The sequence below is a fragment of the Acinetobacter sp. YH01019 genome (assembly GCF_013420285.1).
Lineage (GTDB): Bacteria > Pseudomonadota > Gammaproteobacteria > Pseudomonadales > Moraxellaceae > Acinetobacter > Acinetobacter gandensis.
Genome location: NZ_VOYM01000020.1, coordinates 1 through 18386 on the forward strand (window position 1 = coordinate 1; position 18386 = coordinate 18386).

Consider the following 18386-nt stretch of genomic DNA (forward strand, 5'->3'; position numbering starts at 1 on the left):
GAAAGTTGGGTGTATTTCTTCATTGTGTGCTTTCCAATTGCGAGTTGAAAAAGTCTAATGATTCTATGAATACACCTAACTTTTTCAACTAACTACAAATGTGTTGCACTTGGGATTTGAATCTGCGTGATTTAAAAATGATAAAAATCAAAAAGAATAAAACCAAAGCGTTATTTCACCTAGGAATCAGGAACTCAGCTGCCTTCTTGCATGTTTCAAAGCCGTTCTTAAACCTTCTTCTAAAGTGGGATGATAGAAAGGTTTTTCTAAAATTTGGTGTATTGTTATATCTTCATCAAGAATCCAAACTAATGATAAATTTAAGTATTTATAAATGAAGGTGAAATTTTAAATTTATAATTACGTATATAAATAAAAAGAATAGAAAAAATACAAAAAAATGAGTTTTGAATAGTTATTTATGTTATAAAAAATAAAACGGCATAAAAATTGCTTATAAAGTGCGGTTCATAAGGGGGATGTAATTAATGAAACTTGCTATGGGGTTAAGAGTTGCCAATTCCCTGTCATTAACACCACAGTTGCAACAAGCTATTCGTTTATTACAATTATCAAGTCTGGAACTCGAGCAAGAAATTCAGATCCAATTAGATAGCAACCCTTTATTGGAAAAAATTGAAGAGCAAAATTCAGTTGAAAGCTTAAATAATTTACAAGAACAAGAAAGAGAGAGTAAAGATTTAACAAATGAACTCAATGCTGACCATTTGCCAGATGAATTACCTGTAGATACAGAATGGGATGATGTTTATACACATCAGCCAACAAGTTTAGGTGCTGCAGAATTTGAAGAGCGGGAAGATAATCGTCAAGGGCATCAAAGTTTACAAGCACATTTAATTGAACAGGTAAATTTACTTCATTTTTCACTTGTCGATAAATTAATCGCACATTGCATTATTGATTCATTGGATACAAAAGGTTTTCTAGATTGTGAAATTCAGGAGATTACACAATCCGTTCAACATCTTTTAGAGTCTATGGACTATGAAGAAGAAGTTGAAGACGATGAAGTATTGGTTGTACTTAAGCATATTCAGCGCTTAGATCCTGTGGGTGTAGGGGCAAGAAACTTAGCGGAATGTTTGATGGTGCAAGTACAAACATTGCCTGAAAATACACCGTGTCGAAAGGATGCTTTGGTACTCTTACAGAATTATGAGCTTTTGATTAGTAATGAGTTACCGAAATTAATTAAACAAACAGGTTTAAATACAGAACAATTAAAATTAGCAATTTCTTTATTAAAGACATTGAAAGCGCATCCTGGTCAAGAATTTGAAGATAAAGAGTCTGATTATCAAATTCCAGATGTTGTTGTGTTAAAGAAAAATGAACACTGGTTAGTGCAACTCAACCCAGATGTAATGCCAAAACTTCGTGTAAATTCTTTCTACGCAAATATGATTAAGCGTGCAGATCACAGTGATGATAATCAGTATTTACGTAATCAAATGCTTGAAGCTAAGAATTTCATTAAAAGCATTGATGAACGACACAAAACCTTACTGAAAGTTGCAACGTGTATTGTTGAGCATCAACGTGCTTTTTTTGAACAAGGCCCTGAGGCTATGCGCCCGTTAGTCTTACGTGATATTGCAGAGGAAGTTGAATTGCACGAATCTACAGTGTCTCGCGTCACTACAAATAAGTATATGCTGACACCACGTGGTTTATTTGAATTGAAATATTTCTTTTCTAGCCATGTTGGTACATCTACAGGCGGTGAAGCGTCATCGACTGCTATTCGTGCAAAAATTAAGAAAATGATAGCAGAAGAAAATACACGTAAACCTTTATCAGATAATGCAATTGCTGTGATGTTAAATGCAGAAGGGATTGATGTGGCACGACGTACTGTGGCCAAGTATCGTGAATCGTTACATATTCCATCATCATCTGAGCGAAAAGTATTGATCTAATTTTTAAAATCTGACTATTCTAGAGGTTCATTATGACGAAATAATGAACCTCTTTTATTTTAGGAATGGTTGAAATGTTCTGACGCTTTAAAATTTGGATGTTGTAATAGCGCAGGATGTTTTGCCCTGAACTTTCAAACCTTAACGAGACGAGGAATAGTGCTATGCAAATAACAATTCGTGGTCATCATTTAACAATTACGCCAGCAATAGAAGAAAATATAAGAATAAAGTTTGCTGAAATGACCAAGCATTTGGATCAAGTAAATAGTATGCAGGTGAAATTATCCAAAGATCATCAAATCGATAAACGTTCAAAAAAAGGTAGTGATAATCACATTGCAGAAGCCATTATACGTTTACCTGGGACAGAGTTTTTTGCCCAGGCCTGTGCGGATGATATGTATACCTCTATTAAGAAGCTCTCTGAAAAATTGAAAAAGCAGCTCGATAAGCATCGAAAAATGCAGTTGATCTATGTGCCTCTAACGGCATAATACATAAAAATGTAAAAAGAGGTTTTTTATAACCTCTTTTTTTATATATATAATGTATGTGACTAATGAATTATTTTTTAGATTTATAGTAAAATGACGGGTTTTACACCGTTAGTCCTATATGGGGTCTTGTGATGAATAGTGAACAGCTCACTGATATTTTAAAAGCTGCGTTTCCAGAAGCTGAAGTTGCAGTAAGTGGGCAGGGCGGCAAATTTGATCTACGTATTGTCGATGATCAATTTGAAGGTAAGCGTCCAGTTGCTCGTCAACAATCTGTTTATGCACCTTTGAACTCCTACATTGCCAGCGGTGAAGTACACGCAGTAACTATACGCGCAATGACCAAAGAAGAATGGCGCAAAGCAAGCTTATTCGGAGCTTAATAATTAATGGATAAATTTCTGATTCAAGGCGGCACAAAGCTCGAAGGTGAAGTGCGCATATCTGGTGCGAAAAATGCTGCGTTGCCACTACTTGCTGCAACAATTCTCGCGGATACGCCTATTACCTTGACGAATGTTCCAAATCTAAAAGATGTCAATACATTGGTCAAACTGATCGCTGGTCTTGGTGTTCAAATTAGTTATGAAGGTGATACTGTTAAAGCAGATATTTCTACGCTTGATAACCAATTTGCACCTTACGAATTAGTTAAAACCATGCGCGCATCTATTTTGGTGCTAGGCCCATTGTTGGCGCGCTATGGTAGTGCAAAAGTTTCACTTCCAGGTGGTTGTGCGATTGGCTCTCGTCCTGTTGATCAACATCTTAAAGCACTAGAAGCTCTAGGTGCTGAGATTGAAGTTGAAGCAGGTTATGTGCATGCAAAAGTGGACGGTCGTTTAAAAGGCGGCGAAGTTGTATTTGATATGGTCACTGTCGGTGGTACAGAGAATATTCTAACTGCCGCTGTGCTTGCTGATGGTGTTACTACGATTCGTAACGCAGCACGTGAACCTGAAATAACTGATCTTGCCAATATGCTGATCAAAATGGGTGCGAAAATTGAAGGTCTAGATACAGATACTTTAATTGTCACTGGTGTTGAAAGTCTTCATGGCTGTGAATATGCTGTTGTTGCAGATCGTATTGAAACGGGTTCATATCTTGCAGCTGCCGCAATCACGGGTGGTAAAATCAAAACAACACATACTGATCCAAACCTACTCGAATCTGTTTTAGATAAATTTGAAGAAATGGGCGCAGAAGTCACTCGCGGTGAGGATTGGATTGAACTCGACATGATGGGTAAACGTCCTAAAGCTGTCAGTTTCCAGACATTGCCGCACCCAGAATTTCCAACAGATATGCAAGCACAATTGATGGCAGTCAATGCGATTAGTCGTGGTTTTGCGACAATTTCAGAAACGATTTTTGAAAATCGTTTTATGCATGTACCTGAATTAGCACGTATGGGTGCCAATATTCAGGTTGAAGGTAATGATGCTGTTGTAACAGGCGTAGAAAAACTTTCTGCTGCACCTGTAATGGCGACGGATTTACGTGCTTCTTTCTCATTGGTTCTTGCAGCACTTGCCGCTGATGGGGAAACATTGATTGACCGCATTTATCATATTGACCGCGGTTATGAAGATGTTGAAGCGAAGTTACAAGGTTTAGGCGCCCAAATTAAGCGAGTAAGTTAATGAGCGATATGAGAAACGATGATCCAAACTTTGACGTTATGGGCAATTTTGATCATGGTTTAACTTTAGCATTAAGTAAGGGACGTATCTTAAAAGAAACACTGCCTTTGCTGGAAACAGCAGGCATCAACTTACTTGAAGATCCGGATAAATCTCGTAAGTTAATTTTCCCGACAACTCATAAACAAGTGCGTATTTTAATTTTACGTGCTTCTGATGTACCGACTTATGTTGAAAATGGTGCAGCAGATATTGGTGTTGCGGGTAAAGATGTTTTGATGGAGCATGGCGCTCAAAACGTTTATGAACCATTAGATTTGAAAATTGCCAATTGTAAGTTAATGACAGCAGGCAAAGTGGGTATGGTTCGTCCAAATGGTCGCTTAAAAATTGCCACCAAGTACGTAAATTTAACCCGTCAATACTATGCAAGCTTAGGTGAGCAAGTTGATGTTATTAAGCTTTACGGTTCAATGGAGCTTGCCCCTTTGGTTGGTTTGGGTGATTACATTGTCGACGTAGTCGATACAGGTAACACCTTACGTGCCAATGGTCTTGAGCCGTTGGAAGAAATTTGCAAAGTGTCTTCACGTTTAATCGTGAACAAAGCAAGTTTCAAGCGTAAACAGCAATTGCTGAATCCAATTCTTGCACAGCTTGAAAAGGCTGTAGAAGAACGCGAAGCTGCGAAAAAAGCATAATTTGCTTTATCTTTAGAAGACCGTCCATAAGGGCGGTTTTTTTATTTTTAAGAATTTGAATGTGTTAATTAATTTATCAATTTAACCAAATGCTATTTCCAATAAAATTCATGTTGATACTCGGCACTAGCTACCGACAAAAGTGGATAAAACAGGTAAACTAAAGCTTCCCTTTATTTTCATTGTGGATAAATTGATGCGACGTTTATCGACTCAAGATCAAAATTTCAAACAAATCTTTGCTGATTTGTTGGCTTTTGAGACAGTGAGTGACCCAGAACTTTTAAAAACCGTAGATCAAATCATTGCAGACGTACGTCAGCATGGTGATGCTCATGTTCTAAAACTCACACAACAGTTCGATCGACATCCAGCGCATCAATTCTCTGAACTTGAACTGACACAAGAACAACTCAAAGCCGCTTTTGAAGGTTTAAGCACAGAAGTGCGTGAAGCATTAGAACTTGCAGCAAATCGTGTACGTGAGTTCCATCAAGCACAAAAGCAAGATGGTTGGACGTATGTGGATGCTTTGGGTAATACCTTAGGTCAAAAAGTTACACCGCTTGACCGCGTGGGTATTTATGTACCTGGCGGCTTAGCATCGTATCCTTCATCAGTATTGATGAATGCTGTTCCTGCGCATGTTGCGGGTGTTGCTGAAATTATTATGGTTGTACCTGCACCAAATGGCGACTTAAACCCATTGGTGTTAGCGGCTGCTTATTTAGCAGGTGTACATCGCGTATTTACTATTGGTGGTGCACAAGCGGTTGCAGCACTTGCTTATGGTACTGAAACGATTCCGCGTGTTGATAAGATTACTGGACCAGGTAACCGTTTTGTTGCTGCGGCAAAACGTGCGGTATTTGGTCAAGTCGGTATTGATATGATTGCTGGCCCTTCAGAAATTTTGGTTTATGCTGAAGGCGAAAACAATGCTGAATGGTTAGCAATGGACTTATTGTCACAAGCTGAGCATGACACTGTTGCACAAGCTGTTTTCATTACACCAGACGAAGACTTGTTAAATGCGGTGGGTGAATGGATTGAAAAACACTTAGAAGCATTACCTAAAGCTGAGATTGCTCGTACTTCAATTGAAAACCGTGGTGCATTGGTTTTGGTGAAAGACCGTGCTGAGGGTGCAGAGTTGATTAACCAAGTTGCACCTGAACACTTAATGTTGTGTTTAGATGAAGCAGAAGCAATGGCGGAAGATATTCGTCATGCGGGTGCAATTTTCATGGGACGTTACACGCCTGAAGCCATCGGTGATTACTGTGCAGGTCCAAACCATGTGTTACCAACATCCGGTACAGCACGTTTTTCATCTCCATTGGGTGTATATGATTTCCAAAAGCGTTCAAGCTTAATTATGTGCTCAGAAAATGGTGTGAAAACACTAGCAAAAACGGCTGATATTTTGGCACAACAAGAAAACTTAGATGCGCATGCACGTTCTGCACGCTACCGTTATCAGTAAGTTTCTTTAAAAGATTACAAGGGGGCTGATTGATCAGCCCTTTTTTGAGACCAAATTCGAGATTGAAAAAAAATGTCTATTACAAATGAACAAATGCGTTTTTGGAGCCCTGAAGTACGTGAGTTGGAACCGTACACACCGGGTGAGCAACCAAAAATCCAAAATATTTTAAAACTCAATACCAATGAAAATCCGTATCCACCGTCACCAAAAGTGGTGGAAGCGGTACAAAAGGTGTTAGCAAACTCAGCGGATGTACTACGTCTTTATCCAGATCCTGATGCGACTGAACTGAAACAAGCGATTGCTAAACAGCAAAATGTGCCTGTTGAGCACGTATTTGTGGGTAATGGTTCTGATGAAGTTTTAGCACATATCTTTAAAGCATTTTTTGTACAAGAACTGCCAGTACTTTACCCAGATATCACCTATAGTTTCTATCCTGTTTATAGTCAGTTCTTTGGTATTGCGGCCAACACTAAAATCTTACCGCTCAACGACAACTTTGAAATTGTGGTTGATGATTATAAGCAGCCAAATGGCGGCATTATTATTACCAACCCAAATGCACCAACCAGTATTGCACTTGGTTTGTCTGCTATTGAAGAAGTACTACAAGCCAATCCGAACTCAGTTGTGGTCATTGATGAAGCCTATGTGGACTTTGGTGCTGAATCTGCGGTGGCATTGGTCGAAAAATATGAAAACTTGGTGGTATGTCAAACCACTTCTAAATCACGTTCATTAGCAGGGTTGCGTGTTGGTTTTGCTATTGCTCAGACACATTTAATTGCTGCGCTTGAAGCAGTGAAAAACAGCTTTAACTCATATCCAATGGATCGTTTTGCAATTGCAGCAGCAGTAGCGTCATTTGAAGATCAAGCATACTTTGAAGCACAAAATGCTAAAGTCATTGCAAGTCGTGACAAATTGGTTGCCCAGCTTTCTGAGCTTGGTTTTAAGGTTTTACCTTCTGCTGCAAACTTCATTTTCGCAACGCTACCAACGAAAGATGCAGGTGAGCTTGCGGCTGAATTACGTGAGCGTGGCATTATTGTGCGCTACTTTAACAAGCCACGTATTAATCAGTATCTTCGTATTACCATTGGTACAGATGAGCAAAACCAGCGTTTAGTGGATACGTTGAAAAACGATATTTTGGCATAATTAATCCCTCCTAACCTCCCTTTATAAAAGTGAGGAATTCCCATCTTTATGAAAGAGGGGCTTCCCATAGGTTAAAAATCGGAAGTTCCCTCCTTTGGAAAAGGTGAGAAACACTGCTTCGCAAGGGGGAGATTGATAAAAAAGCGACTCAATCGAGTCGTTTTTTTATTTACTCAGGCGTATACCAAGTGTTGAGTAAATCTAACATCGCTTCGACTTTATCAAAGCACTCTTGATATTCAGCATCACAGTCCGAAGCAATCGTAATCCCACCACCAGCCCACAACGAAACATCTTCTTGATATTTTTGAATAGAACGGATCAAAATATTCCAACAACCTGTACCGTCATGATTAAAATAACCTAATGATCCACAATATGCTCCGCGTGGAGCAGCTTCAAGTTCTTCAATAATTTGCATGGCACGTATTTTAGGGGCACCAGTAATTGATCCGCCAGGTAAAGCCGACATTAAAACATTTAATGGGTTAACATCCGGTTTTAATATCGCTGTAATTTCACTCACCATATGGTGGACTTGATTGAAACTTTCTATATCAAATAATTTTGGTGTTTTCACTGAGCCGGTTTCAGCATATACGCTTAAATCATTTCGCAGCAAATCTACGATCATGACATTTTCAGCCATGTCTTTTTCTGAGCGTTTAAGTCTCTGTTTTGAGGCTTCATCTTTCTGAGCATTAGCATGACGTGGCATTGTGCCTTTAATAGGCTTAGTAATGATTTTGCGCTCAGCCTGAAAATCAATAAATAATTCTGGTGAACAACTCAATAACTCAAAATCACCCACGCGTAAGTAGCCAGAATATGGGGCTTGGGTTAAGTTCCAGAAATCATCAGCTGTATCTACTAAAGAGCCATAGGCTTTAGCCGTAAATTCCTGTGTTAAGTTAATTTGATAGCAATCGCCAGCTTTAATATATTCTTGCACGGAGTTGAATGCATAATCGTACTCTGATTTTGTCCATCGAGCTTGGCAGGGAGTGGTTAAAGCAAAAACTGATGTGCTTTGATTTGACTCAATTAAACTTAAAATATAGTTGAAAATATCATCAGCTATATCTTCATGACTATAAAAATACCAGCCAGTTGATTCTAGTTTTAAATAGCTTTTAAATTCACCTAAAAATAAACTCGGTTGTGCCTTTATACTTATCTTTGTATGTTGATTGGCAGCATAGTCATAGCTGACAAAACCGATAAGACCCCCTGTAAAACTAGGCGTGTTTTTATTTTTAGCGCTATTAAACTCAAAATTTAAAATTGCGTGCTCATCAGAAGCGATATATTCAGATATGCCACCACGTTTAAAAGATTGAATCTCACTGTTTATTATTTGTACATAAGATGTAGGCATGAGTCCGATAATCGGGCACTGCTGATTCTGCAGATATACTACATGAGGGAGAGTTGCAAAAAATTTTAATATTTTATTAACACTAATATCATGTTTAAAAATAAATTTTTTGTAAGTTGAGGATAGAGACATCTACAGCTATACATCAATAAAAGAACAAAGAATAGTTTATAACATTCCTCAATTGTTTTACTTGAAAATACCGTTTGTCGGTAAGAAATAGATTGCGACCAACAACAGTTGATCAATTGCTTCGTTGGATATAATTTAATCGTGCGAGCAAGCTACTCAAGGAAATGGTGTAAACGTTGCCACAAAATAAATATGCAGCGTAAAACATCGAGTGGTTGACAATCAAAAAAATAAATACTCTTGGGAGAGTAAAGTATGAAAAAGTTCACTAAATTAGCTTTAGTTTCTTCAATCGCATTTAGCGCTAATGCTATGGCTATGCAAGCAATGGATGATGCAGCGCTTAGCTCAACCACTGGTCAAGACGGTTTAAGTATTGGTCTTGGAATTTCTAAAGTTACTGTTGATAAATTATTTGTACATGATAATGATGGTTTGAGTAATACAGCATTAGGTGGTACTTCGACAGCTGGTGCGATTGTTATTCAAGGTACTACTGATGCGGCGAAGGCAAAAGAAATCACATTAACTGATGGTTCAAAAATTTCTTCTGCTGACTTTGGTGTTTTCGTCGGTGCGAACTATAAAGATGGTGGAACACATTTACTTAATACACATAATTTAGCTGACTTGGTAATTGATACAGATGCTGGTACTGCTGCTAAAGGTGGTGCATTTATTAACGTTGCTGCTCAAGTATCAGGCCTTGAAATTCATATTGGTGAAATTGGTGTAACTGCATCAGGTACTCAAGGTACAGCGACTTCAGCGATTCGTCGTGGCGGTGATAGTTCAAATTACAATGCAATTTTATCAGGACTTGGTATTAAAACAGGCATCATGTCTGCTAACGTTCAACTCGGTGCAGCACCACAAGGCGCGATGATTAAACTAAACTCTGTAATGCAGGGTGGATTGGAAATCACCGATCTTGGCATCTTGGATAGTTCAACTAAAGGTGTGACTGGTGTGGCGGGTGAAATTCTAATCGATAGTATCAAGGTAGCGAATACGGATTCTAAAGATTTGGATCTAAAATCGGCTATTTCTGTATATGGTGCTTCAGCTAACACAGGTAACGGTTTCCTACGTATTGTAAATGATGATGCTAAGGGTATTGATACTTATGTTAAAGGTGTTCATTTAGGTAGTGCTGCAGCAGCATCAATTGGCGATATCGAAGTTCAGGGTTTACGTACCTATTACAGTCCTGCTCAAGGTCAATTTGTACCTGGTTCTGTAATTACTGTATCTGGACACTAATCCTTATTTACACCTTGGCTTAAATTAGCAGATATCAGTAATGCGGATGCTTTTACAGTCGTCCAAAAGCTAATGAATATTTCAACAGCAGCGGTATTCCAGCCTGAATTTGCATTATTTTCAACCGCTGAACAAGCCATTTCTGCAATTAGTGGTTCAAACGGTTTAGTCGGTTGTGATAAAGATGTTTGTGAACTGACCGACAAGGAAAAAATTAACTTATTTGGTCATTTCATGTTAATGACGGATCGCCAAGGTATGACTTTTGGTAGTGGGCTACAATGGCGTGGGAAAGTAGATAAAAATTTATCTACGATTGGCACGACCAATATGCAATTGTTGACTCAAGTTCGCCCCGTTCGTATGACCGCGACGGCACAGGATAACTGGATAGATCCATTAACTAAATCTATTGATAAAAGTCGTAATCTTGGTTTTAAATTTGATGTAGATCAAACAGGCTCAGATCCGCTGATTGTACGTAAGGGAATGCTGCTTGCAGACAAAATGGTGATCGGCACTGCAGGAAATCTTTACAAAACATTAATGGGGTTAGCTGAAACCTATACGCCGACTGAAATAGACAAAGAAAGATTGGGGACATGGGATCAGACCATTAGTGGTACCAAATATAAAGGGACTCTAGATCTTTATAAACTTTATCCAGTGTCTTATTTGGATAAATCTGTCTTTAAATCGATTAATAATGTCGCAACTGGTGAAAACTATATTTTCCCACTTTATGCGGATTTATCATTTAAGTTCACTGATACCAGTATTAAATCGGTGAAATTAGGCGTTGTTATAGACCGAAATGGCGATATTCGTACCAATATTCCTGCGGGTGTTGCAGCAAATGCGTTGACGAAACCGCTTACTGATGTGGATTTATCGACAAGTGCTGATGGCTGTAATAGCACTAATGCGGATGGCGATGTGCTAGATAAATTTCTAATGAAAGATCAAAAGCAAGTTCAGCAGTATCGAATAGGAACTGTTTCAAGAACTTTTACCAAAATTGGTGGGGTTAATCCAAACACGATTTCTATTCGAATGATCTTAGCGGATCAGTTCTTTGGTATTTTGGACGGTGCTTTGATTGGTATGAACTCAAGTGTGAAAACTTCGGACAATACATCAATGACTGTGGGCGGTGCTTTGGTTCAATTGGAAAAATTAGTTGCCGCTGATGCTGGCACCAAGCCTGCAATTAGTTTGACGGATTCTGATAATCAGAAAGTGAAATGGGCTAATAGTTTGGCCAGCTTTACGAATGTTTATAGCAAGCAAAATGACTCCGATGCTGAAGCGAAGGAAATTGCTAAGTTGAGCGGTGGGGAGATTTCAATTTCACTTGCACAATGTTATAGCGTGAAGAAAAAATAACAATAAAAAAGCCCATCAATGATGGGCTTTTTTAGCGACTATAAAATCTAAAAGCATTAGCCTGTATGGTCAAGGCGCGTACCTAGGGTTTCTAAATGCATCTCAAACTGATCGGTTTTTCGGTCTTCAAAGTAATGTCTAAGGGTTCTTTCTACACTTGGGAAGGCTAAATCATCCCAAGGTATTTCTTCTTCGGTAAATAGGCGAGATTCGATCGTTTCATCACCTGCACCAAATTCACCATTCACTAAATCTGATTTAAAAAGTGCGTAAATTTGTCCAATCCGCGGAATATTGTACATACAGTAGAGTTGTTGAATATCTACTTCGGCTTCAGCCTCTTCACGGGTTTCACGTGCTGCACCTTGCTCCATGGTTTCATACAATTCCATGTAGCCAGCGGGAAGTGTCCATAGACCATAGCGTGGCTCAATAGCGCGACGGCAAAGTAAAACTTTATTTTCCCAAATGGCGAGCGCACCACAAATCACTTTAGGATTGACATAATGAATAAAACCGCATGCGGTACAAATACGACGTAATTGATGATCACCAAGTGGAATTGCTTCTTTGGTTTTCTGTCCGCAGTTTGTGCAAAAGTTCATATTCATCGTCAATGATAAAGTTAAACGTCAGAATAACTGAAAATTAGAACTTTGGCATCATTTCTAACCAGCCTAAACAAAATTCAGCTATGATGAGGAAATGATAAAAACAAGGTGGTGAAGTGGATGGAAGCCAGATTATTGACACAGCAATTGCAGCAAAGTTTACGGTTTTCAAAACGTATTCAACCTGCACATGCGGCTGTGTTAATAGCGATCACCCACGAAGAAAATCCACGAATTTTACTTACTCGCCGATCTTTATATTTAAATAATCATGCTGGAGAAGTGTCATTCCCTGGTGGAAAGCGTGATGCACAAGATATCAGTAATATTGTAGTTGCGCTGCGTGAAGCTCAAGAGGAAACGGGTTTAAATCCATTTGATGTACAGTTATTGGGCGATTTACCTATGCAAAAAGCTAGAAATGGGATGTTGGTCAAACCGATCGTTGGTCTGATTCCACCTGATGTTGAATTGATTCCACAGCCGACAGAAATTGACCGCATTTTTTTTGCGTCAATGAAACAGTTATTAGAAACACCGGCATCGCCTTATGAAGTTAGGTTTGCGCAGCAATCTTTATATTTTCCAAGTCTCAGAGTAGAAAATGAAATTGTTTGGGGACTCACAGCTCGCATGCTGATTTCACTATTTCGCTATGGATTAAATTATCAAAAAGAATGGCCATTTTTATTAAATTCACCTGCTTTTAAAATTAATCTATAGCTTTAAATTTAAACTAGCTGAATAATTAATGAAAAATTATCAAATTAGGATGTTTGATTATGTTGTATAAGTTTCAAGGATATAGCCCAAAAGCCACACATCAACCTTGGGATGGTTGGGTTGCTGAAAATGCGACGGTCATTGGTCAGGTTGAACTGGGTCGTGAAGTTAGTGTTTGGTTTGGTGCAGTCATTCGTGGGGACAATAGCCGAATTTGCTTGGGCGACTATACAAACGTGCAGGAAAATGCAGTGCTACATACCGATGCGGGCATTGAAATGCATATTGGTCAATATGTCACCATTGGGCATCAAGCCATGTTACATGGTTGTACCGTAGGGGATAACAGTCTAATTGGCATTAATGCGGTGGTTTTAAATAATGCAGTCATTGGTAAAAACTGCATCATTGGTGCTAATGCGTTAATTCCAGAAGGAAAAGTGATACCAGATAATTCGGTCGTGATGGGTTCACCAGGCAAAGTAGTAAAAACATTAGATGAACAAGCCGAGCTTCGTTTAAAAATGAGCGCCATGCACTATGCCACGCATTTTAAAAATTTTATCCAGCTAGAAGTGGCTGAATTATAAAATGTGACATCCTTACTCAATACAAAAGCCTCGATTATTTCGGGGCTTTCGTATATGCGAGGTTATTGTTGAATGGAAAATCTCGCGAACTGGGAAGGAGTGGAGTATCATATTCCACGTTTTTTAAGATTAAATTTAATTAAGGTTGCGCATGAAAGTACTGGCATTGGAAACTGCCAATGAGCAGTGTTCCATCTCGATTGTAGATGAAACTCAGGAACTTTATTTTCAACTCGATACACGGGCAAAGGCGCAGACACAAACGATTCTCCCAATGATTGAGCAAGGGCTTGATCAAACTGCGACTGAACTTGGTGATTTAACTGTGATTGCATTTAGTCGTGGGCCTGGTTCATTTAGTGGTGTGCGTATCAATGCAGCAGTAACACAGGCTTTGGCATGGGCCAATGATTTACCTGTAGTTCCTGTTTCAACGTTGCAAGCATTGGCACAAGCAGCCTATCGCGTACATGGTTTAACTGAAGTGTCAGCTGTACTTGATGCACGTATGCAGGAAGTCTACGTGGCGAGCTATCAGTTAGATGCTGCTGGTATTATGCAGGCAGTTGATTCTGAACAGATGTTGAATTATACAGAGGCAGCGCAGCAAATTAAGTTTACTGTTGTGGGCTCTGGTTCAGATTTAATTAAGCAAGAACAAACACAATACAAAGACTTAAGTGCAACGGCACAGGATATTGCTACTATTGCCCGCGAAGCTGCACAACGAGAAGCATGGGTAAGTGCTGATTTAGCACTTCCTGTATATTTACGTGATAATGCTTGGAAAAAAATTTCAGAACAAGGCAAGCCATAACTAGGGTTTTATATGGATCTTTTACTGCTGCTCAAAGCGGCAATCATGGGTATTGTTGAAGGGATAACCGAATTCTTACCTATTTCTAGTACAGGGCATTTGATTCTAGCCTCAGAATTAATGAACTTCTGGACCAAAGAAAAAAGTGATGTTTTTGTGATTGCCATTCAAATGGGTGCAATTGCTGCAGTTATTTATGAATACTGGGCTCGCCTATGGGGCGCAGCGACAGGGATGGTGACGGGTGAAGAAAAAGGCCGTCGTTTAGGCTTTGGCTTAATTTTAGCATCCATTCCTATTGTTCTGATTGGTCTTAGCTTTGGGCAAACGGTAAAAGCACTACTTTTCAATAATATTGCGATTGCGATAGGGTTGATTATTGGTGGTTTGATTATTATTTGGATTGAGAAAAACCCGCCACAAGTCCGCGCAAAAGAAGTAGAAGATTTAACAATTAAGGATGCCATTTGGATTGGTTTAATTCAGGTGCTTTCTTTGATTCCGGGTACATCTCGTTCAGGTGCAACTATTATTGGGGCAATGTTCTTAGGTGTATCACGTAAAGCAGCTACTGAGTTCTCATTCTTCTTGGGTATTCCGGTCATTGTTGGTGCAGGCTTACTGGATTTGTATCAAAGTTATGATGTATTCCAAGGTACGCAAGATTGGATCGTCATCGCTGTTGGTTTGATTGTTTCTTTTGTATCCGCATTATTGTTAATTCGTGCTTTAGTTGCTTATGTCGCAAAGCGTGATTTTATGATTTTTGCGTGGTATCGAATCTTTTCAGGTTTATTGATTTTATTGTTCGCATTTACAGGCTGGAAATTATGGTAAGCGACATCCGCTTATATACTGAACAAGAATTTCACCAGAAAGCACAGCAGTATTCTGCTGTGCTTTCTTCACGTGGTGTGTCTGTAAATATTGAATCGGTTGAAAAATTAAATTCGCGATTTTTACGTTTAAATCCGGAATTGGCACTTTGTGTGGATGCAGATGGATTGTGGCTGTGTGCCAATGGCATGAAGATGCAACCCGACTGGAACGCAGAAATTGGACGTTTAAAGCGCGCATCAATAAAGTCTGAAATGATTGCACGTGCGTGTAATTTAGCTGAGAAGCCGAGTTTAATTGATGCGACTGCTGGTCTGGGCCATGACAGTTTATTAATGGCACATCTTGGGGCACAAGTTACTTTAGTTGAACGTCATCCGATCTTATTTACATTGTTGGAAGATTCACATCAGCGTGCACAACAAGATGCATTTTTAAGTGCTGTTGTGGCACGTATTGAGTTGGTCTTTTCTGATTCTGCAGATTATTTAATTGAGCAGGCTCAACAGCAACAAGTTTTTGATGTGGTTTACTTAGACCCAATGTTCCCGCAGCGCGATCAAAATCAGCAGGCAGTAAAGAAGCAAGCGCAAGTCAAAAAGCAAATGCAGCTGTTACATATGTTGTTACCTGAAGACGGTGAAATGGATTTAGGTGATAATTTATTGGCTTTGGCACAAAAAGTTGCACGTCGCGTTGTTGTTAAGCGTCCTCGTTTAGCGGTTTTTTTGGCAAATACTGAACCTCAACATCAATGGCAAGGGGATGCGTGTCGTTTTGATGCTTACTTTCAGCATGAACTTGTAGCTTAAAATGATATTTGCTTCAAAATTGTTCAAAGATTTGTTATATAGTTAAAAAATAGCATTGCTAAAAATAACATCAGGCATAAAATTATTTGTGCAATTAAGCGAGCCTAGGCCCACATCAGAACTCTATGATTGATTTCAAACCCTCCATCAATTTTTGGCATGATTTTAAAAGCAACCAAACTGCGGGGATGTGGTTATTTTTAGGTTCGCGTCGATCTTTACAAATTGTCCGCCCATCCATGTTGCAATTGGTGTTTTGGGGGATATTAGGTGGATGTGCAAACAGCTTATTCAGTTGGCTCAGTACTGGTCGAATTGGTGAATTTAACCCGCAAGGTTTAATTAGTTATGCACTTTGGCCTTTCATTGCTTTAATTGTTGGTATTTTCCTGTCACAGCGGGTGAATAATCCGCGTCTGATGCTAGTGCCTGCACTGCTTTGGTTGGTGCTTGATACACACATCATGTTGTTTCAATGCTTGATTCAATATTTGGGTGATCTTGATTATCTTCCTTATATTTTATATGACTATATTCCAACGCTGTTCATTGTCCTGTTTGTTTGGCAAAGTCTTGCAGTGGTATGGGTATTCTCACGTGAACTGAAATGGCCATGGTGGGAACGTGCGCTGATTATGTTGGCGACGCTATTTACTTTGGTGGTTTGGCAAGTTTCTGTCAAAGACCAACCAATTTGGAAGGTTGAGGAAGTTCCGCCAAGTTTTGCCGAAGATGCCTTTTACGCGCAAAGTAAATTACTGAATAAATCGCTTGATGCTATTGAATATGGTGAATTTGCGCAATCACATTGGTATTTCTTAGGTGTTGCTGGTGCCAGCTATCAAGATGTCTTTAAGCTTGAAATTGAAAGGATTAAAGAACAATTTGATACGCGTTTCGGTACGTACGGGCGTTCTGTCGAGTTAATTAACCATCCTGCGACACGGACTGAAATTCCAATTGCCTCTAAAACCAGTATGGAGTTGGCGCTGCGTCGTATCGGTCAGCAAATGAATCGTGAAAGTGACGTGTTGTTCTTATACATGACTTCACATGGTTTACCGAATGTGTTTGAGATGGAAAATGCACCTTTAGATCTAGCACAGGTTGATCCAAAATGGTTAAAAGAAACCTTGGATGCTTCAGGTATTCGTTGGCGTGTGATTGTGATTTCATCATGCTATTCGGGTAGTTTTGTGCCAGCACTTCAAAATGAAAATACCTTAATTATCACCGCATCCGCCGCTGACCGTCAGTCATTTGGTTGTTCAAATGAAGCGGATTATACCTATTTTGGTCGTGCTTTCTTTGATCAAGCGATGCGAGAACAAACCAATATGCAAGGTGCTTTTAACCAGGCCAAAGAAACAGTTGCAAAATGGGAAGCTGCACAGGGCTTTGAACCTTCTGAACCACAATGGTCAATCGGTAAAAATATGGCACTGATGTTGCCGCAATTAGAACAACGTTTATTTCCGCCAACAACAAAAGCGGCTGAAACACCTTAAGGGTGTCACTCGAAATTAGGAACATGCATCATGGAATTAGTACAGCGCAATCAATGTTTCAATGGTGAACAACGAATTTATCAATTTGATTCGGAAAGCCTAAAATCTTCGACACGTTTTGGTATTTTTTTACCTACTGAAGCGCTTCAGGGGCAGGCGTGTCCAGTGCTGTTTTACTTGGCCGGTTTAACCTGTACAGAAGAAACCTTTGCAATTAAAGCACATGCACAGCGTCTAGCTGCTCAACTTGGGCTCATCTTAATTAGTCCAGACACATCGCCACGTGGTGATGCTGTGGCAAAGGGTGATCATTGGGATATTGGACAAGGTGCAGGGTTCTATATTAATGCTACTGAACAGCCATGGGCTGAGCATTATCAAATGGAAAGTTTTATTACCGATGAACTCTATGCTTTAGTACAAGCTGAATTTGCTGTTCAAGCAGATGCAATTGGGATTTTTGGACACAGTATGGGCGGGCACGGAGCATTAACTCTAGCTTTGAAACATCCGGATAAATTTAAATCTGTCTCTGCCTTTGCCCCGATTTGTGCACCAAGTCAATGCCCATGGGGTGAAAAAGCATTTGGCCAGTATTTAGGTGTGAACCAAGGCTTTTGGCAAGCCCATGATGCGACGGCATTGGTTGCTGTGAAAGGTGCCTTGTTTAAAGAAATTTTAATTGATCAAGGCCTAGACGATCAATTTTATAGCCAGTTAAATCCAGCCTTGTTCCAACAGGCTTGTGACAGTGTCGGTCAGGCGCTGACATTGCGTGAACACGCGGGCTATGATCATGGTTATTACTTTATTCAAACCTTTATGGATGATCATTTACAATTCCATGCGGTACAACTGCAAGCTTAATTTTCATGCTACTATTTAC

At 39.4% G+C, this 18386-nt stretch carries 18 protein-coding genes and 1 pseudogene; 16 read left to right on the plus strand and 3 right to left on the minus strand.

What is annotated here, in order from left to right; all coding sequences use genetic code 11:
• Positions 1 to 186: 186 nt before the first annotated feature.
• Positions 187 to 345, minus strand: a pseudogene (locus FTT84_RS18040) (dihydrolipoyl dehydrogenase); the annotation flags it as partial.
• Between the two features lie 143 nt (positions 346 to 488).
• Here FTT84_RS18040 and FTT84_RS06925 point away from each other — a divergent pair.
• The 7 genes from FTT84_RS06925 (at position 489) to hisC (ending at position 7443) form a co-directional block, all read left to right on the plus strand.
• Positions 489 to 1943: an RNA polymerase factor sigma-54 gene (locus FTT84_RS06925; RefSeq protein WP_180057231.1), complete on the plus strand. Its 1455-nt coding sequence runs from the start codon at positions 489 to 491 to the stop codon at positions 1941 to 1943.
• 164 nt (positions 1944 to 2107) lie between these two features.
• Positions 2108 to 2440: a ribosome hibernation-promoting factor, HPF/YfiA family gene (gene hpf / locus FTT84_RS06930; RefSeq protein WP_067762026.1), complete on the plus strand. Its 333-nt coding sequence runs from the start codon at positions 2108 to 2110 to the stop codon at positions 2438 to 2440.
• Between the two features lie 134 nt (positions 2441 to 2574).
• A complete protein-coding gene (ibaG, locus tag FTT84_RS06935; protein ID WP_067761938.1) occupies positions 2575 to 2826 on the plus strand; it encodes a BolA family iron metabolism protein IbaG in 252 nt (83 codons plus the stop codon).
• 6 nt (positions 2827 to 2832) lie between these two features.
• Entirely contained in the window at positions 2833 to 4089 is a 1257-nt protein-coding gene (gene murA, locus FTT84_RS06940) for a UDP-N-acetylglucosamine 1-carboxyvinyltransferase (protein ID WP_180057233.1), read from the plus strand.
• Positions 4089 to 4790, plus strand: a complete 702-nt coding sequence (hisG, locus tag FTT84_RS06945) for an ATP phosphoribosyltransferase (protein ID WP_067761934.1) — start codon at positions 4089 to 4091, stop codon at positions 4788 to 4790. The genes murA and hisG overlap by 1 nt, the downstream gene beginning before the upstream one ends.
• Positions 4791 to 4974: 184 nt before the next feature.
• The gene (gene hisD, locus FTT84_RS06950) at positions 4975 to 6276 is read left to right on the plus strand and encodes a histidinol dehydrogenase (RefSeq protein ID WP_067762024.1); all 1302 of its coding nucleotides are present in this window, start codon (positions 4975 to 4977) and stop codon (positions 6274 to 6276) included.
• Between the two features lie 72 nt (positions 6277 to 6348).
• The gene (gene hisC, locus FTT84_RS06955) at positions 6349 to 7443 is read left to right on the plus strand and encodes a histidinol-phosphate transaminase (protein ID WP_067761931.1); all 1095 of its coding nucleotides are present in this window, start codon (positions 6349 to 6351) and stop codon (positions 7441 to 7443) included.
• A 169-nt stretch (positions 7444 to 7612) separates the two neighbouring features.
• Here the strand turns inward: hisC and FTT84_RS06960 are convergent, their stop codons facing one another.
• Entirely contained in the window at positions 7613 to 8953 is a 1341-nt protein-coding gene (locus tag FTT84_RS06960) for an anthranilate synthase component I family protein (protein ID WP_180080638.1), read from the minus strand.
• Positions 8954 to 9208: 255 nt separating this feature from the next.
• Between FTT84_RS06960 and FTT84_RS06965 the strand changes: the two genes are divergently transcribed.
• Entirely contained in the window at positions 9209 to 10216 is a 1008-nt protein-coding gene (locus tag FTT84_RS06965; protein WP_180057239.1) for a DUF6160 family protein, read from the plus strand.
• A gap of 72 nt (positions 10217 to 10288) precedes the next feature.
• A complete protein-coding gene (locus tag FTT84_RS06970) occupies positions 10289 to 11602 on the plus strand; it encodes a hypothetical protein (protein WP_180057241.1) in 1314 nt (437 codons plus the stop codon).
• A 56-nt stretch (positions 11603 to 11658) separates the two neighbouring features.
• Here the strand turns inward: FTT84_RS06970 and FTT84_RS06975 are convergent, their stop codons facing one another.
• Positions 11659 to 12207: an NUDIX hydrolase gene (locus FTT84_RS06975; protein WP_180057243.1), complete on the minus strand. Its 549-nt coding sequence runs from the start codon at positions 12205 to 12207 to the stop codon at positions 11659 to 11661.
• Positions 12208 to 12333: 126 nt separating this feature from the next.
• Between FTT84_RS06975 and FTT84_RS06980 the strand changes: the two genes are divergently transcribed.
• The 7 genes from FTT84_RS06980 to fghA all read left to right on the plus strand — a co-directional run bounded on the left by FTT84_RS06980 (position 12334) and on the right by fghA (position 18367).
• The gene (locus FTT84_RS06980) at positions 12334 to 12936 is read left to right on the plus strand and encodes a CoA pyrophosphatase (protein WP_180057245.1); all 603 of its coding nucleotides are present in this window, start codon (positions 12334 to 12336) and stop codon (positions 12934 to 12936) included.
• Between the two features lie 59 nt (positions 12937 to 12995).
• Positions 12996 to 13526, plus strand: coding sequence for a gamma carbonic anhydrase family protein (locus FTT84_RS06985; protein WP_180057247.1), 531 nt, complete (start codon positions 12996 to 12998; stop codon positions 13524 to 13526).
• A 151-nt stretch (positions 13527 to 13677) separates the two neighbouring features.
• Positions 13678 to 14343: a tRNA (adenosine(37)-N6)-threonylcarbamoyltransferase complex dimerization subunit type 1 TsaB gene (tsaB, locus tag FTT84_RS06990; protein WP_180057249.1), complete on the plus strand. Its 666-nt coding sequence runs from the start codon at positions 13678 to 13680 to the stop codon at positions 14341 to 14343.
• 12 nt (positions 14344 to 14355) lie between these two features.
• Positions 14356 to 15180 carry an undecaprenyl-diphosphate phosphatase gene (locus FTT84_RS06995; RefSeq protein WP_067761907.1) on the plus strand — a complete coding sequence of 275 codons (825 nt, stop codon included), beginning with the start codon at positions 14356 to 14358 and terminating at the stop codon, positions 15178 to 15180.
• Positions 15174 to 15992: a class I SAM-dependent methyltransferase gene (locus tag FTT84_RS07000; protein ID WP_180057251.1), complete on the plus strand. Its 819-nt coding sequence runs from the start codon at positions 15174 to 15176 to the stop codon at positions 15990 to 15992. The genes FTT84_RS06995 and FTT84_RS07000 overlap by 7 nt, the downstream gene beginning before the upstream one ends.
• A gap of 125 nt (positions 15993 to 16117) precedes the next feature.
• Entirely contained in the window at positions 16118 to 17500 is a 1383-nt protein-coding gene (locus FTT84_RS07005) for a C13 family peptidase (RefSeq protein WP_180057253.1), read from the plus strand.
• Between the two features lie 30 nt (positions 17501 to 17530).
• A complete protein-coding gene (gene fghA / locus FTT84_RS07010) occupies positions 17531 to 18367 on the plus strand; it encodes an S-formylglutathione hydrolase (protein ID WP_180080636.1) in 837 nt (278 codons plus the stop codon).
• Positions 18368 to 18386: the final 19 nt, after the last annotated feature.

What these genes read in the sequence shown, in the direction of transcription:
- hisG (WP_067761934.1), top strand. Translation starts at nt 4,089, where the DNA reads ATGAGCGATATGAGAAACGATGATCCAAACTTTGACGTTATGGGCAAT.
- fghA (WP_180080636.1), top strand. Translation starts at nt 17,531, where the DNA reads ATGGAATTAGTACAGCGCAATCAATGTTTCAATGGTGAACAACGAATT.
- FTT84_RS06985 (WP_180057247.1), top strand. Translation starts at nt 12,996, where the DNA reads ATGTTGTATAAGTTTCAAGGATATAGCCCAAAAGCCACACATCAACCT.
- hpf (WP_067762026.1), top strand. Translation starts at nt 2,108, where the DNA reads ATGCAAATAACAATTCGTGGTCATCATTTAACAATTACGCCAGCAATA.
- FTT84_RS07005 (WP_180057253.1), top strand. Translation starts at nt 16,118, where the DNA reads ATGATTGATTTCAAACCCTCCATCAATTTTTGGCATGATTTTAAAAGC.
- FTT84_RS06975 (WP_180057243.1), bottom strand. Translation starts at nt 12,207, where the DNA reads ATGAACTTTTGCACAAACTGCGGACAGAAAACCAAAGAAGCAATTCCA.
- FTT84_RS06995 (WP_067761907.1), top strand. Translation starts at nt 14,356, where the DNA reads ATGGATCTTTTACTGCTGCTCAAAGCGGCAATCATGGGTATTGTTGAA.
- FTT84_RS07000 (WP_180057251.1), top strand. Translation starts at nt 15,174, where the DNA reads ATGGTAAGCGACATCCGCTTATATACTGAACAAGAATTTCACCAGAAA.
- ibaG (WP_067761938.1), top strand. Translation starts at nt 2,575, where the DNA reads ATGAATAGTGAACAGCTCACTGATATTTTAAAAGCTGCGTTTCCAGAA.
- FTT84_RS06925 (WP_180057231.1), top strand. Translation starts at nt 489, where the DNA reads ATGAAACTTGCTATGGGGTTAAGAGTTGCCAATTCCCTGTCATTAACA.
- murA (WP_180057233.1), top strand. Translation starts at nt 2,833, where the DNA reads ATGGATAAATTTCTGATTCAAGGCGGCACAAAGCTCGAAGGTGAAGTG.
- FTT84_RS06960 (WP_180080638.1), bottom strand. Translation starts at nt 8,953, where the DNA reads ATGTCTCTATCCTCAACTTACAAAAAATTTATTTTTAAACATGATATT.
- tsaB (WP_180057249.1), top strand. Translation starts at nt 13,678, where the DNA reads ATGAAAGTACTGGCATTGGAAACTGCCAATGAGCAGTGTTCCATCTCG.
- hisC (WP_067761931.1), top strand. Translation starts at nt 6,349, where the DNA reads ATGTCTATTACAAATGAACAAATGCGTTTTTGGAGCCCTGAAGTACGT.
- FTT84_RS06980 (WP_180057245.1), top strand. Translation starts at nt 12,334, where the DNA reads ATGGAAGCCAGATTATTGACACAGCAATTGCAGCAAAGTTTACGGTTT.
- FTT84_RS06965 (WP_180057239.1), top strand. Translation starts at nt 9,209, where the DNA reads ATGAAAAAGTTCACTAAATTAGCTTTAGTTTCTTCAATCGCATTTAGC.
- FTT84_RS06970 (WP_180057241.1), top strand. Translation starts at nt 10,289, where the DNA reads ATGAATATTTCAACAGCAGCGGTATTCCAGCCTGAATTTGCATTATTT.